The 14,372-nt window shown below is 69.4% G+C and carries 13 protein-coding genes and 6 pseudogenes; 12 read left to right on the forward strand and 7 right to left on the reverse strand.

From position 1 onward, the window contains the following. Positions 1-8: 8 nt before the first annotated feature. Together OG293_RS00565 and OG293_RS00570 are read right to left on the reverse strand one after the other, a co-directional pair. Positions 9-1,389 (reverse strand): annotated as a pseudogene (locus tag OG293_RS00565) (nicotinate phosphoribosyltransferase). Positions 1,390-1,428: 39 nt separating this feature from the next. Beyond that, positions 1,429-1,815: a universal stress protein gene (locus OG293_RS00570; protein ID WP_405996751.1), complete on the reverse strand. Its 387-nt coding sequence runs from the start codon at positions 1,813-1,815 to the stop codon at positions 1,429-1,431. 204 nt (positions 1,816-2,019) lie between these two features. Between OG293_RS00570 and OG293_RS00575 the strand changes: the two genes are divergently transcribed. The 7 genes and pseudogenes from OG293_RS00575 to OG293_RS00605 form a co-directional block, all read left to right on the forward strand. Beyond that, positions 2,020-2,895: a universal stress protein gene (locus OG293_RS00575; protein ID WP_406003461.1), complete on the forward strand. Its 876-nt coding sequence runs from the start codon at positions 2,020-2,022 to the stop codon at positions 2,893-2,895. A gap of 103 nt (positions 2,896-2,998) precedes the next feature. Continuing rightward, a complete protein-coding gene (locus tag OG293_RS00580; protein WP_406003462.1) occupies positions 2,999-4,474 on the forward strand; it encodes an AAA family ATPase in 1,476 nt (491 codons plus the stop codon). 54 nt (positions 4,475-4,528) lie between these two features. Continuing rightward, positions 4,529-4,729, forward strand: a pseudogene (locus tag OG293_RS00585) (hypothetical protein); the annotation flags it as partial. Between the two features lie 52 nt (positions 4,730-4,781). Beyond that, a pseudogene (locus OG293_RS00590) lies at positions 4,782-4,934 on the forward strand (alcohol dehydrogenase catalytic domain-containing protein); the annotation flags it as partial. Positions 4,935-5,081: 147 nt separating this feature from the next. Further along, positions 5,082-5,855: an AMP-binding enzyme gene (locus OG293_RS00595; RefSeq protein WP_406003463.1), complete on the forward strand. Its 774-nt coding sequence runs from the start codon at positions 5,082-5,084 to the stop codon at positions 5,853-5,855. Between the two features lie 126 nt (positions 5,856-5,981). Beyond that, on the forward strand, positions 5,982-6,935 hold the full coding sequence (pdhA, locus tag OG293_RS00600) for a pyruvate dehydrogenase (acetyl-transferring) E1 component subunit alpha (protein ID WP_405996752.1): 954 nt from the start codon (positions 5,982-5,984) through the stop codon (positions 6,933-6,935). Between the two features lie 2 nt (positions 6,936-6,937). Further along, positions 6,938-7,477, forward strand: a pseudogene (locus tag OG293_RS00605) (alpha-ketoacid dehydrogenase subunit beta); the annotation flags it as partial. 61 nt (positions 7,478-7,538) lie between these two features. On the opposite strand, the pseudogene OG293_RS00610 reads toward OG293_RS00605, so the two are convergent. After that, positions 7,539-7,799 (reverse strand): annotated as a pseudogene (locus tag OG293_RS00610) (ATPase P); the annotation flags it as partial. Between the two features lie 204 nt (positions 7,800-8,003). Here OG293_RS00610 and OG293_RS00615 point away from each other — a divergent pair. The 3 genes from OG293_RS00615 (at position 8,004) to OG293_RS00625 (ending at position 9,623) form a co-directional block, all read left to right on the forward strand. Beyond that, complete coding sequence (locus OG293_RS00615; RefSeq protein ID WP_405996753.1) at positions 8,004-8,270, forward strand: SHOCT domain-containing protein; 267 nt, start codon at positions 8,004-8,006, stop codon at positions 8,268-8,270. Between the two features lie 529 nt (positions 8,271-8,799). Continuing rightward, on the forward strand, positions 8,800-9,243 hold the full coding sequence (locus OG293_RS00620; RefSeq protein ID WP_405996754.1) for a hypothetical protein: 444 nt from the start codon (positions 8,800-8,802) through the stop codon (positions 9,241-9,243). A gap of 218 nt (positions 9,244-9,461) precedes the next feature. After that, positions 9,462-9,623 (forward strand): hypothetical protein, encoded by a 162-nt coding sequence (locus tag OG293_RS00625; RefSeq protein ID WP_405996755.1) that lies wholly within the window; start codon positions 9,462-9,464, stop codon positions 9,621-9,623. Here OG293_RS00625 and OG293_RS00630 read toward each other — a convergent pair. Next, a pseudogene (locus OG293_RS00630) lies at positions 9,598-10,027 on the reverse strand (transposase); the annotation flags it as partial. The gene OG293_RS00625 and the pseudogene OG293_RS00630 sit on opposite strands and share 26 nt — an antisense overlap. A 348-nt stretch (positions 10,028-10,375) precedes the next feature. Beyond that, on the reverse strand, positions 10,376-11,308 hold the full coding sequence (locus tag OG293_RS00635; protein WP_405996756.1) for a Ku protein: 933 nt from the start codon (positions 11,306-11,308) through the stop codon (positions 10,376-10,378). A gap of 384 nt (positions 11,309-11,692) precedes the next feature. Between OG293_RS00635 and OG293_RS00640 the strand changes: the two genes are divergently transcribed. Then, entirely contained in the window at positions 11,693-12,370 is a 678-nt protein-coding gene (locus tag OG293_RS00640; RefSeq protein WP_405996757.1) for a DUF6232 family protein, read from the forward strand. Beyond that, positions 12,367-12,714, forward strand: a complete 348-nt coding sequence (locus OG293_RS00645; RefSeq protein ID WP_405996758.1) for a hypothetical protein — start codon at positions 12,367-12,369, stop codon at positions 12,712-12,714. The genes OG293_RS00640 and OG293_RS00645 overlap by 4 nt, the downstream gene beginning before the upstream one ends. A gap of 1,060 nt (positions 12,715-13,774) precedes the next feature. Here the strand turns inward: OG293_RS00645 and OG293_RS00650 are convergent. Then, on the reverse strand, positions 13,775-14,002 hold the full coding sequence (locus OG293_RS00650; protein WP_405996759.1) for a hypothetical protein: 228 nt from the start codon (positions 14,000-14,002) through the stop codon (positions 13,775-13,777). Positions 14,003-14,030: 28 nt separating this feature from the next. Beyond that, the gene (locus OG293_RS00655; RefSeq protein ID WP_405996760.1) at positions 14,031-14,336 is read right to left on the reverse strand and encodes a hypothetical protein; all 306 of its coding nucleotides are present in this window, start codon (positions 14,334-14,336) and stop codon (positions 14,031-14,033) included. Between the last annotated feature and the right edge of the window lie 36 nt (positions 14,337-14,372).

Below are 14,372 nucleotides of genomic sequence, written 5' to 3' on the forward strand. Positions count from 1 at the left end.
TTTCCTCCTCACTTCGGTACGGAACGATGCGATCCGAATGTGCTTCGTTCCAGGCTCCCGGGCCGTGCGGCGCGGGCCTGCGTCTCCTCCGTGATGCGGCGACGGACCTGGTCGGCGAGGGCGCTCAGCCGCTCGGAGGCCGTCGCCCGCGGCGCTACGGGGGCTCGGATCCGCCGGGCCGCCGGTGGCAGCTCCGCCAGATCTGCGGTGAATCTCTCCCGGCTCTCGTCCAGACTGGGGTGGGCGCTCATGCGCCGCCCGTCCCTCATCACCGTCTCCAGCAACGGTCTGCCGTCGTCAGGTGGTTGCTCGTCGACAAGACCGATCACGTCGTCGTAGCCCATGCGACGGAACACCTGTTTCTGCCCGGGTGCCGTCACTTTCGCCGAAGAGAGCTTCATCACCGGGCGGCCGTCGTACTCCACCATCTTGTACGCCGAGTCCAGGTACGGGGCGTCGGCCGAGACGCCGACGCGGGTGCCGACGGCATAGGTGTCGATCGGTGCACCGGAGCGGATCAGATCGTCCATGGCGTACTCGTCGAGACCCCCACTTGCGACGACCCGTACGTCCGGCAGGCCGGCGGCGTCGAGGATGGCTCGCGCCCGTACCGCCAGAGCTCCGATCCAGCCGTATCGCCGAGCCGGGCCCGCGGTCCAGGTCCCGCAGCACGCGCGCGGCGATGTGGACGCCTGTCTCGGTGTCGTAGGTGTCCACCAGCAGCGTCACCGGGCCGGGGTGTGCCCGGGCGAAGGCGCGGAACGCCTCCTCCTCCGTCGCGAACGCCTCCACGAACGAGTGGGCCATCGTTCCGACCGCGGGCACGCCTTGGGCAGTGGCCGCGGCCACGTTGCTGGTCCCAGCGAAGCCCACCATCGCGCTCAGCCGGGCGGCCTGGTAGCCGGCCTGTGGGCCGTGGGTGCGCCGCAGGGAGAAGTCCACGACGGGGTGTCCGGCGGCGGCGAGCACGCATCGCGCGGCCTTGGAGGCGATTGCCGTCTGATGGCTGAGCTGGTTGAGCACATACGTCTCGACCAACTCCGCCTGGGGAAGCGGAGCGGTCACCTCCAGCAGGGGTTCTCCTGCGAGCACGATCCGCCCCTCGGGCACCGCACGCACGTGGCCGGTGAACCCAAGGCCGAGCAGCGGCTCCAGGTCTCGGGACGGCCGGTGCAGCGCCGCGGCGAACGTAGCGATGTCTTCGGATCCGACACGGAGACCGGTGAGGTAATCCAGGGCCGACTCCAATCCCGCCGTGACCAGGAAGCCGCGGTTGGACGGCAGCTCGCGGACGAAGAGGCTGAACGTCGCCGGGCCTGTCATCCCCTCCCGCAGATACGACATCGCCATCGTCACCTCGTACAGATCGGTGGTCGTCGCATCGGACATCACCCTCACCTCCTCGGGACCCGAGCGGCCCACGACCGGTCACCTGCGGAAGCGCGCCAGCCAACGGGGCTCCACCAGGTCCCACTCGGCGTCCCACTGCGCGTACCTTCTACGGTCCAGCTGGCGCATGCCCGCCACCAGCCCGGCGAGATCCCCGAGCCCCCTGGACCCGAGTACCAGCGCGAAGGCGGTGCGCCCCTTGCCGACCAGGGCGGACACCGCGTCCCCAGGCAGCACCTCGGCCGACAGCCACACCATGGGAGCGCCCTTCCTTGCCCGCTCCGAGGCAGCGGCGACCAGCTCGTACGCCTTGTGGTCCGGGGCCGCCGCATGCACGAGGTGAAGCGGCACCTCGTGGCGGACTGCCTCACCAGCGGCCCAGTCCACGGCCTCCAGGCTCGCCTCGGACCCGTCGACGCAGGCCACCAGAGGATCGCCACTTCTCTCACCTCCTCCTCCCGCCGGACTGCACGCATTGCCGAGCCCCGACGCACCGGGGTCCGCACGCGCCGCGGGAGGCTTTGGGGTACTCCTCGATTTTGAACAGGCCGTACTCGGCATACCGGCGCAGTCTGGACGAGAGGACTCGTTCCCGTGACTCCAGCTTCGTACGAGACGGAGGCAGTCGCCATGGAGCCAGTGATCACCGTGGGCCTCGACGGCTCACCCGAGAGCCTTGCCGCCGCCCATTGGGCCGCCGACGAGGCCGAGCGGCGCAAGCTCACGCTGCGCCTGCTGCACGCGTGGCCCCTGCTGGTGCCGGAGCCGACCATCATTCCCTCGGAGGTGGATCAGAACTACTGGGCCCAGCGGCTCGTCCACAATGCGCAGGCGGAGCTCCAGGCACGCCACCCGGGCCTTTCCGTCGTCGGCAACCTGGTCGCCGACGACGCCGAGGACGCGCTGCTGCAAGCGGCTTCGGAGTCCGAGGTGCTCGTGCTCGGTTCACGTGGGCTTCTGCCTGTCGAGAGCTACTTCATGGGCGACGTCAGCATGCCCGTCGTGGCACGGGCCGAGCGCCCGGTGGTCCTCGTACGCGCCGAGACGCAGGAAGGAAGGCCACAGCCCACCGCGCCCACGCCGGGCGCCGTGGTCGTGGGGCTGAAACTGCGCGGCCCGTGCGACGAGCTGCTCGAGTTCGGTTTCATTACCGCCGCGGCGCGAAGCATGCCTCTTCGGGCCGTCCACGGCCGAAGTGTGCCGGTCCACGCGCGCGTTCCGTGGGGTGTCGACCACGGCGTGACCGAGGAGATCACGCAGGACGCCCAGAAGCACCTGAGCCAGGCGCTCCGCCCGTGGCGTGAGAAGTTCCCCGGTGTTCAGGTGGTCGACGTGGTCCGGCTCGAAAGCCCCGCCAAGGCGGCCGTACGGGAGGCCGAGAGCGCAGGGCTGCTGGTGGTCGGCCGACGCAAGCACCGTCCCCCCGTGGCACCGCACCTGGGTTCCGTGGCCCAAGCCGCAGTCCATCACGCGCGCTGCCCCGTCGCCGTCGTCCCTCATGACTGAGCCGAACCACAGCGGACAGTCGGCGCAGGCAGCGCATCAGGCCGACGCGTCCGTGCTCCGTACCAGCACCGGCCTCGACGCTCCGCGGCTCCGCCGCGCGGAGGTGTGCGAGACCCACACCGCGGTCGTGTTCTTCGTCGGCGACCGCGCCTACAAGCTCAAGAAACCGGTCGATCTGGAGTTCCTGGACTACACCACCGTCGCGGCTCGGCGGGCGGCGTGCGAACGGGAAGTCGCGCTCAACCGTCGTTTCGCCCCCGATGTCTATCTGGGCGTGGGGGAAGTCCGCAGCCCGGACACGGACGTTCGCGAGCCCCTCGTGGTGATGCGTCGCATGCCGTCGGCGCGCCGCCTCTCCCAGCTGGTACGGGACGGGGCCACCGTCGACGATGTCCTGCGCGCCGTCGCCCGCCAGCTGGCCACCCGCCACGCGGACGCGCCCCGCAGCCGAGAGGTGGACGAACAGGGCACCAGGGACGCGCTGTCGTCGCGCTGGGAAGCCAGCTTTGCACAGGTCCACGCGATGGCCGACGTCAGCCCGCTGCCCGACGGCGTGGAGGAGGTCGAGCGACTGGTGCGCCGCTATCTCGCCGGCCGCAAGCAGCTCTTCGACACGCGCATCGAGCAGGGGCGGGTGGTGGACGGCCACGGCGACCTGCTCGCCGAGGACATCTTCTGTCTCGACGACGGCCCCCGCGTCCTGGACTGCCTGGAGTTCGACGACCACCTGCGCTACGTCGACGGCCTCGACGACGCCGCCTTCCTCGCCATGGACCTGGAACAGCTCGCCGCCCCCGAGGCCGCGGCCTACTTCCTTGCCCAGTACAGCGAGTACTCCGGCGACCCCGCACCACCCTCCCTGTGGCACCACTACGTCGCCTACCGCGCCTTCGTCCGCGCCAAGGTCTCCCTCATCCAGGCACACCAGGGCACGCCAGGCGCGCAGGCAGCGGCACGACGACTGGTCACCACGGCGGTGCGCCACCTGCGCACCTCAGCTGTCGGCCTGACGCTCGTAGGAGGGCTGCCGGGCAGCGGGAAGTCCACCCTCTCCGGTGCGCTGGCCGATCGCCTGGGCGTCACGCTGCTGAGCAGCGACCGCCTGCGCAAGGAACTGGCCGGCATTCCGGCGGAGGAGTCCGCAGCCGCCGGCTACGGCGAAGGGCTGTACACGCCGGAGTGGACCGCCAAGACTTACGCTGCCCTGCTCGATCGCGCGTCCGCCCTGCTGTCCGCCGGCGAGTCCGTCGTCCTGGACGCCACCTGGTCCCATGCCGGGCAGCGCGAAGCCGCCCAGCGCACGGCCGAGCGCACCAGCGCCGACCTGGTGGCCCTGCACTGCCGGGTGCCGGGCGACGTATCGGCGGCCCGCCTGAACACCCGCGCCCCCGGGGCATCCGACGCCGACGCCGACGTGGCCACCGCCATGGCGGCCTCGGAGCCGCCGTGGACAGAGGCCGTCACGGTCGACACGAGCGGCTCCCTGGAGGCCGCGGTCGTGCAGGCGCTGGCGGCCGCACGCCCGTACGGCGCTGGCCAGGCCCCGGTCTTCCGCCGCCCCTACATGGAGCCGGACTGAGCACCTTGGAGAGCGCACGATCCCGGTTGCCCTCAATTCCCCTTCAGGGCGACGGTGGAGAGGGGGCAGCGAGGGAGTGGGTACCATGCGAGCACTCGTCTACCACGGCCCCCAGCAGACCTCCTGGGACACGATCCGGGATCCTTCGATCGAGAAGGCGCGGCCGACGCGGTCGTACGCGTCGACGCGACCACCGTCTGCGGCAGCGACCTGCACATTCTGCGCGGAGACCTCCCCGAGGTGAAGCCGGGAACAGTCCTCGGCCATGAGGCCGTCGGCGAGGTGATGGACGTCGGCCACGAGGTCCATGCCGTGCGCCCCGGGGGATCAGGTGATCCTGTCGTCCGTCTCGGCCTGTGGCCACTGTCGGTTCTGCCGGGCCGGTATGGGCGGACAGTGCCGCGAGGGTGGTGGATGGATCCTCGGGAATCTGATCAACGGCACACAAGCCGAGTTCGTACGCGTGCCCTTCGCCGACAACTCCACCTACCGGCGGCCCGCAAGCCTGCCCCTCGACGACGCGGTCCTGCTCTCGGAAGTTCTCCCCACCGCCTACGAGGTCGGGGTGCGCAACGGACACGTCGGCCCGGGAGACACCGTCATCGTCGTGGGCGCGGGTCGGCGACCTCTCAACCCCGAGGCGGTGGTGTGGGGCGAGGATGTGGTGGGCCTTCCCGTGCACGACAACTGGTGGCAGACCGAGACCGGCTGCATCATGATCGCGAACTTCGCGGCCTGCGACATCCGGCCCGGCTCGATGGGACGTCCGCTGCCCGGTGTCGAGGCAGCCGTGCTGGAGCGCGGCGAGGACGGCCGGGCGCTGATCACCGACGGCCGGGTCACAGAGGTGCAGAGCCCGGACGTGGAGGGTGAGTTGGCGCTGCGGCCGGGCTGGCCGTCCATGTTCCGCGGCTATCTGCACGACAAGGAGCGTTACAAGGCCGCGTTCGCCGACGGCTGGTATTTGACCGGCGACCTGGCCCGGCGGGATGCGGACGGCTGGTACTGGTTCGTGGGCCGCGCCGACGACGTCATCAAGTCGGCGGGACATCTGATCGGCCCGTTCGAGGTGGAGAGCGCGCTGATGGAGCACCCGGCGGTCGCGGAGGCAGGAGTGATCGGCCGACCGGACCCCGTCGCCGGGAACATCGTCAAGGCGTTCGTGTCGCTGCGCCCCGGCATCGAGCCGGCCCCGGATCTGGAAAGGGAACTGCTGGCCTTCGCCCGCCGCAGGCTCGGCCCGGCCGTCGCGCCCCGGGAGATCGCCTTCGACCAGAACCTGCCCAAGACCCATAGCGGCAAGGTCATGCGGCGACTGCTGCGTGCACGTGAACTCGGCCTGCCCACCGGCGACGTGTCGACCCTGGAAGGATCCGCATGAGCCCCGCCCGCGGCACCCGCACCCGGAAGACTTCCCCGACGACGAAGCCCGCGAAAAAAGGCCGCGGCGAACAAGCAGAGCGCGAAGACCAGGCGTCCCGCCGACCGGCCGGCCACCGAGCACAGGGTGGACCTGCTGGAGGCGATGCTGCGCATCCGGTGCTTCGAGGAACGATGCGTCGAGCTGTACAGCGCCGCCAAGATCCGCGGCTTCGTCCACCTCTACATCGGCGAGGAGGCCGTCGCCGTAGGTGTCAACGAGGCGCTGAACCCCAAGGACGCGGTGGTCTCCACCTACCGAGAGCACGGCCACGCGCTCGCCCGAGGCATCCCCGCAGAGGCCGTCATGGCCGAGATGTACGGCAGGACGACCGGCTGCAGCGGAGGCCGCGGCGGGTCCATGCACCTGTTCGACGCGAGCCGCCGCTTCTATGGCGGCAACGCGATCGTCGCCGGAGGTCTCCCGCTGTCCGCCGGCCTCGCCCTCGCCGACCGCATGCGCGCCCAGCGCCCCGTCACCTGCTGCTTCTTCGGCGACGGGGCCTTCGCCGAGGGTGAATTCCACGAGACGGCGAACCTCGCCGCTCTCTGGAATCTGCCGCTGCTGCTCGTCTGCGAGAACAACCTCTACGCCATGGGCACGGCCATCGAGCGACACGAAGCACAGACCGACCTGGCCATGCGCGCCGCCTCCTACGGCATGGTCGCCTGGGCCGTGGACGGCATGGACGTCGAAGCCGTCGAGCAGGCCGCCCGCCGGGCCACCGAAGCCATCCGGGCAGGCGCCGGACCGCACTTCCTGGAGCTGCGCACCTACCGCTTCCGCGCCCACTCCATGTACGACCCGGACCGCTACAGGGACAAAGGGGAGATCGAGCGGTGGAAGGGCCGGGACCCGATCACCCGCCTCATGGACCGCATACGCGAGGACGGCGAGCTGGGCGACAAGGAACTCGCCGCGATCGAGCGCCGGGTCACCGACGAGATCGACCACGCCGTCGTAGCCGCCGAAGGGGCGCCCGAAGAGCCGGTCGAAGATCTGCTGCGCCATGTCACGAGTGCTTCGGCGGAGGTGAGCTGATCATGGGCACCGGACAGCCGCAGGAGCAGAAGACGACCTACCGAGAGGCGATGCGAGAGGCTCTTCGCGATGCCTTGCGGTCCGACGACCGTGTCTTCCTCATGGGCGAGGACGTCGGCCGGTACGGCGGATGCTTCGGCGTCAGCCTCGGCCTGCTGGAGGAGTTCGGGCAGGAACGGGTCCGCGACACCCCGCTGTCAAAGTCCGCGTTCGTGGGCGCCGGCATCGGCGCGGCCCTGGCCGGGATGCGCCCGGTCGTCGAGATCATGACCGTGAACTTCAGCCTGCTCGCGCTCGACCAGATCCTCAACAACGCCGCCACCCTGCTGCGCATGTCGGGTGGCCAGCTGCCCGTACCGCTGGTGATCCGCATGACAACGGGCGCGGGACGGCAGCTCGCCGCACAGCACTCGCACAGCCTGGAAGGCTGGTATGCGCACATCCCCGGCATCCGCGTCCTCGCCCCGGCCACCATCGACGACGCACGCCACATGCTCGCCCCTGCGCTGGCCGACCCCGACCCGGTGCTGATCTTCGAACACCGAACGAGCCCGCCTCTGCCGGATGCACCCGCACGGTGGTACGCGCATACGCCGGCAGCCCGGCACTCACCCGCAGATCAGGGAAGACCACCCGGTTGGTGCACTCACCGCTCTCCTGCCGGTCGAAGACCAGCTCCACCGGAATTCCCTGCCGGACCTTGATGACGTCGGGGCTGAAGCCGCCGAGCACCGTCACCTCGACCCGCTGCACCCCGCCTTCCAGACGTGCCGTACGGGCACGGCGCGGCCCGAAGAAGAACCACCCCAGACCGGCCATCAGCACGGTGGCGGAGATCACCACGACCGCATCGGCGACGCCCATGGCGAACCGTCCTCTCTGCCTGGTGACACCCCCAGCGTCGCTCGCGGCTACCCCTGTCAGGTAGAGGCCGAACGGCCCGGTGCCCAGGACCGGGCGGCCCTGGGCACGGGTCCCGGGCGGGAGCGACTGTGGCAGTGACAGAGAACGCCCGATGGACGACTGGCCCCGTGCCCGCAGCCCCCGAGCCCGGGGAAGTGAGTTGAGATGATGTTCTGGTACGACCACGACGTCAGCGGCTGGGGCTGGTTCGCCATGTCGGCCAGCATGATCCTTTTCTGGGCCCTGATCATCACCGCCGCTGTCCTGCTCTTCCGCGCCGTGAACCGTGCCCCCGAGTCCACCCACATGCACGGCGGGCCCTCGCCCGAGCAGTTGCTCGCCGAGCGGTTCGCCCGCGGCGACATAGATGAAGAGGAGTACCAGCGCCGCTTGGCCGCCCTGCGCTCTTCCGGTCCCCTCACCAAACACTGACGCTCCCCTAAGGAGGAGGACCGGCCATGAGGAACAACCGGAATCACCCGCACGGAGGTGACCGGACAGGGCGTAAAGCGGCCCCATGACGGTGGCGAGTGTCCGTGGCCATCCTCTCGGTCCCGCTCACCGTCGCGCGAACGAGCCGATGGTGATCACTCCCCGGCGTACGAGCTCGTCGACGTAGGGGTTCGGGCGGAGCGCCGATCCCACAAGCGCAGCAACCGCAAGCCCGTCACCGCCCCACGGGCGCTACCGGCGCAGCTTGCCCCTCAGGGGTGTGCCCGCTCGCCCAGGAGCCCCATCGCTCGGGCACATCCCGCCAGGCCACCCGGCTCGGAACTTCCACCCGATCCCGCTGAGCATCGTCCGGTCATCCGGCCGGGGACTCCACCGACGTACGGCGCAGCAACGGCTGCACGAAGTTCCACTCGGCATCGGACAGTTCAAGGCGATACATCACAAGACCATGATCCACGAACCAAGATCACATTGACGGCAGACCCCTTGTCGGCGGCGATACTTCAGTATGAGCAGAAACGCCGAGGTCATCGTGCTGGCACATTGGGCAGACGAGGTCATGGAGCCGCTGACGCGGCGGGACCCCGAGCGCACCTGGAAGGGCACTTTCGCCCCACTCGGGGAGAGCATCTACGGGTGGTTCGTCGAGTTCGATCATGTGCGGCCGCGATCCGGGTTGCTGAAACATCTGGAGGCGCTGCCGTGGCCCAAGCCGGAGAGTGTGCAGGTACTGATCCACGACGAGGACGGCGACTGCTTCGGTCTGTGGATGCTCCACGACGGCAGGCTGGTGGAGGTGCCCATTCCCCGCACACGGCGGGCCTACTGGTCAGGGCCCCCGAACGAGGAGTACCCGCCGGACCCCGGGATTCTGCGACGGACCGACTGCGAACCCATCAACTGGCTGGCGGAAATCGAGGGCGGCGACCGCTCTCGGCCCAAAGCATGGTGAGGTGGTAATTCGCCGGGCCAGGACCAGTACCCGGGAGACTATGCGACTGCAAGTGCGCCCGGTCAACGGGCGCGGCGGCGTATGGTGCGGGTCTGGTCGGCTCAGGGTTGCGGGGGGGTGCCTGGCGATCACCCTGACCTGGCTGACCAACTGGTTTCTCCTCCTCGTCCTCCGTCTCTGCCAGCTCTACCGGCGGATACACGGCCCAGGTCATCGCGTTGTCCGCAAACCGGGCCGTTGCCCGCAAGATCGGTGTCGTCGGCCTGCTGGTAGGCCGGGACCTGGCCGGCCCACTTCTCCGCGTCGTGGGCGGTGTGTCCGGCGAGGATGAGCTGTGGCACGAGGAAGGCGAGTGCCGCGGCGGGCGATCTTCGGTGTGATGCCCCGCTTGCGGATCAGGCGCCTGTACTTGTCGAAGTCGTAGCCGCGATCGGTGCGAACAGCCTCCGCGGCCGGTGCCGTGGCCGGCCGCGCAGTCCCCGAATACGGAGGATGGCATCCAACAGCGGCAACAACTGGGTGACGTCGTGTCGGTTGCCGCCGGTCAGCGACACGGCGAGCGGTGTGCCGTGCCGGTCGACGATCAGATGGTGCTTGCTGCCCGGCCTGCCCCGATCGACCGGCGAAGGTCCAGTGTGAGCCCCCCTTTGAGAGCTCTGACATGCGAGCCGTCCACTGCCGCGTCGTCCAGCAGCCGGGCCACCGTCGCCGCCGCACGGCCCGCGCTTGGTGTCCACCGTCCCGCCGCACTGCCGCACCCGGCCGGTCTCCCGCGCCTCCAGCACCAGCGCCAGGCGGTCTGTCGCCGCGCCCCGACCGGTACGCGTACCGATCAGCCCGGCAGGGTCACCCGGCCATCTGACATCGGACGCCCCTCTGCGAGGACTTCACCACCCGGCCCGTTCTCACGCTCTGAACCCGCGTAGCGGGTTCGGTCACGGACCTGCGCCTTCAGCGCACGAAGGCGCCGTACCAGGGCCGCCAGTGGCCAACTGTCGGTCGACAGACCGGCCAACTACGAATCGTCATGACGGGCTGACCTGGGCGCCTCCGAGCGCCGCTGGCCGACTCTCGGCCGTGGTCACACCGACGTGAGCGGCTTCCTGCGTCTGCTCGCGCGGTGCCGGTCCCCTCAGGCACTACGCGTCTTGCGTCCGCTCGCCTGCTTCGCGGCTGTCTTCTTCGTGGACGCGGCCGCGGCCTTCTTGACGGTCGCCGTGGTGGACTTCTTGGCGGCCCGCTTCTTCGGGGTGGTCATCTTGTGGACGGTGGCGTCCTGGCCGGTGTCGCCGCGTGTGGCCCGGGCCTTGGCGACGGACTCGTTCAGCGCGGCCATCAGGTCCACGACCGGAGCGCCCGGCGCCTCCTGCTCGGGTGCCGCCGGCACCTCGCGGCCTTCGACCTTCGCATTGATGATCTCGGTGAGTGCGTCCGTGTACGTGTCCCTGAAGCCCGACAGGTCATCCGCGTCGAAAGCCTCCGCGAGCTGAAGCGCACCCTGTACCTCACTGTCGTCGACATCCGCTTCGGGCGCGCCGACCAGCGTCGGCGAGCGGACCTCGTCCGGCGCGAGCAGCTGCTGCAACAGCAGCACATCGTCTTTCACCCGCAGCAGGCCGAGCCGGGTCCGGTCACGCAGCGAGTAGCGGACCACGGCGATCTTGTCCGTGCGCTGCAAAGCCTTGGTGATCAGCGTGTAGGGCTTGGCGGCGATGGCACCCCTGACCGCCAAGTAGTACGAGTGCCCCAGACTCGTCGGGTTCACGGACTCGGCCTGGTTGAAGCCGATGACCTCGATCGCCCGGACGTGCTCCAGCGGCAGACTGTCCAGCTCCTCGTCCGTGACCTCCATCAGCGACCCGTCGGGCAGCTCCCATCCGCGACCGATCTCGTCCTGCCGCAGCTGCTGCCCGCACTCCTGGCACATCTTCCGGTTCCGCACCCGGGAACCGTCCTCCAGATGGATCTGCCGGAAGCTGATGCTGTGGGACTCGGTCGCCGGCACCACCAGCACAGGGATGGTCACCAGCCCGAAACTGATCGCGGTCGACAGCAGAGCTGGCACTCTTCTCTCCTCCTGCCACACCCCCTGTGACCAGCGTAAGAGCATCAGTGTGGGGAGGCACGGGGAGCTACTCCGCGGCGGGTGGCTACCACAACGGCAGGAGGCAGCGTGCGTGCAGGATGGTGAGTTTGGTCTGGGGGCGGCCGCTGCTAGGACGTGTTCCTGGTTCGGATCAAGGTGTGAGCCGCCCGCGCGGATCGTGGCCGCGACCGCCGAGGCCAGGCGTGCGGCCGCGGACCGCGTCGGTGATGCCCATGAAGTGGGCAGCCTCCGTCCTGCGTTGCGCCATCTTTGCCCAGAAAGGAGCGGCGGTGTTCGCTTCCGTCCCGCTATAGTTCATCCCCCAGTGACGGGCATCACACGCCTCAGCGGGCATCGACAGGCATGGACAGACGCGAGAACCCGGAGATGGCGCGGCAGCAGCCCCCGCCGACGTTACGGTCCAAGGCGTCCAGTAGCGACAGACCCTGGCACAACCGAGTCGCTCCTCCGCCCCCGCCGTCGTTACCCCCGCACCTGGCGGGCGGCGTCGACCTGCGGACCAGCAAACGGCTGCTGTGGGTAGGCGGCGCCGCCTACCCGCTGCAGAACATTACGCGGGTGTACACGTTCCTACTCACCCCACGGCGCGGTGAGGCGACCGTGCTCTTCCTCAAGCGCGTCGGGATCGTCCTGTCGGTGGCCTTCGCCCTGATGATCCTCAACGGAATCACCGGCTTCGCCAGCGACGAGGATGCCTCGCAAACGATCACCCGACTCGTCTGGACCGGCGCCGTTGTGGCGCTGGTCTACTGCGCCGGGGATTTGGGGGCGGTCCTGACCGCCGCCTCCCACTGGGTGCTGGCCGTCGAGACGTCCGGCGCGTCGACGGCCCTGGTGACCAGCAAAAACACCCAGCATCTCAATGAGCTCGTCGGCCAGGTCGTGAACTGGATCGAGAACCCCGAGATCGAGTTCCAGGTGAAGGCCGAGACGCTTCTGATCAATCCCAGGAACTACCACTTCGGCGACAACGTCAATATGTACGGCGGATCGGGCAACGTGGGGATGGCGAAGTCATGACCGGCGACAACTACTACCTCGGTGACAACGTCACCATGCACGGCGGCACGAACAACACCGGCATGGTGAAGAACGCGGCGCCGGCCGCCATGGACCCTGAACTGCGGTCCGCCATCGAGGCGTTGACAACACAGCTCCGACACCTGCGCGCGGAGGTGTCGCCTCTGGGCGCGCAGACGATCGACGACTCCCTGCCGGTCCTCGCCCCCGACGCCGTGGTCCAGCCGCAGGTCCGCACACGCGCCCTGATGGCCATCGCCGGCGTCGCCGCGACCGCCGGGGCGCTGGGTGTGCCGATCGTGGAAGCAGTGAACGGGATCCTCCAGCTCCTGGGCGCGCAGTAGCGGACGGCGACGACGAGCGAGGCCCCCCGGGGCGTCACGCGCGGTTCACGCAGTCCGCGAAGGCCGGGCCCGAAGCTCGGGTCCCGCCCGGCCTCCTTCACGAAGGCCCAGCTCAACCATGCGCACATAGCGGCGCAACGATCCCGAAGCTCAAACCACGAGCCCCAAGCCCCTTTTACGTGGACTGGGTTACTTCTTCAATCGCCGGCGCCATCGACGTGCTGCCATCACTCCCCCGCTCCCCAGATCCGTGCCCCGCAGTGGGCGCCGACGGGCGCCGTCCGGCCCGTACGTGTGCGTGGGCTCATCGGCCGGGCGTGACGCCGCTCGCAAGCTGTCCCAAGATGCCCGGGTGGGTGCGATCAGGACGCCCAGCGCCAGGACGATGACGACGGTCAGCTTCTCGTCGAAGCGGCTGCGGGCCTCCGTACGCCGCCGCAGCCGCCAGACGACGACCTCAGCGGCATAGGCGCTGGAGGTGCCCAGCGTGATGGCCGCATGGCAGAAGAGTCGAACTGGCGCGCGATAAACTGGCGGGGCATGTCTCGAACATGCGCACAGTCGTCCTGGTTGGCCCTCTTGCGCACAGGTGGATCGACTTCCCGAGTTGCCCCCTGGCGCCGCTCAGGAGGCGGGAGGACATCCATGGCCGAACCACCGCCGGTCCGCGGGGAGGACCCCAAGGCCGTCGACCTGTACGGGCGCATGCTCGAAGTTGTGAAGCGCGGCGGGCTCGGCAGAGCCGTCCGCCGACGCACCCAGAACGTTGCGGGATCGCCTGCGCCGGATGATGAGCAGCGCGCCGGCGACTGTGGCGAGTGTCGCGCCGCCTGCCGCGGTCCATGTCATAGCGTCTTGCGGAAGTCGGCGCCCGCGAGCGCCGGTTTTCCGGCGGTGCAGGAGCGTTGCGTCGATTCGTCGGCGGCGACGACTCTGTAGCGCGCCCAGACTTCCTGCCGGACCTGGGACGAGTCTTTGTCGTACTGGAAGACGGTGTAGAGGCCGGGCTTGGCATCGCACTTGATGGTTGCGGTCGCGGTCTGCTCGGACTTTCCGCCGCTCAGGACGGGCCGGTCGGCGAAGGCGGGGAGACGAGGCTGACGGAGCCGTCGAACTCGTGGCCGACATTTGTGGCCACCACCCGGCTGCCGGCCGGGAAGGACCGCACGTCCCAGGCCGTCTGCGGCCACTTCGTCGTCTTGGGCCACTGCTCTTCCTTGGAGTCGGGCACCAGGTTTTCCAGCTTGGTTCGGCAGGCCCGCAGCGAGGCGTCGTCGGTTCTCTCCACCCGCAGCGTGGTGAAGGGGTTGGCTCGTTCAGGCCGGGGGAATGATCTCCACCGCGTAAGTGCCCGGCGTCGCGTTGCACTTGATGGCGACGGTCGCGGTCAGGCGCGGGGCATGCATCCGCAGGACACCCTCGGCGAGGAAGGCCGTTGAGGTGAGTACGTCGCCGTTCTCCAGCTTCCCCTCGGGCAGCGACACGTTGAGAACGTCGCCCGGGCGGACCGGGAGGACCTGCCCGGGTGCGTAGGGCAGCGGTTCGGCTGCCGCTGCCGAGGCTGCGGCCAGCGCGCACCCCAGGGACAGCGCTGCGGCGAGGGCAGTACGTAAGCGTTTCATGGCGACGCTCGTGCGTCCCTTCCGTCGCAAATGGAA

Origin of the sequence: Streptomyces sp. NBC_00829, assembly GCF_045161795.1 — a bacterium.
Lineage (GTDB): Bacteria > Actinomycetota > Actinomycetes > Streptomycetales > Streptomycetaceae > Streptomyces.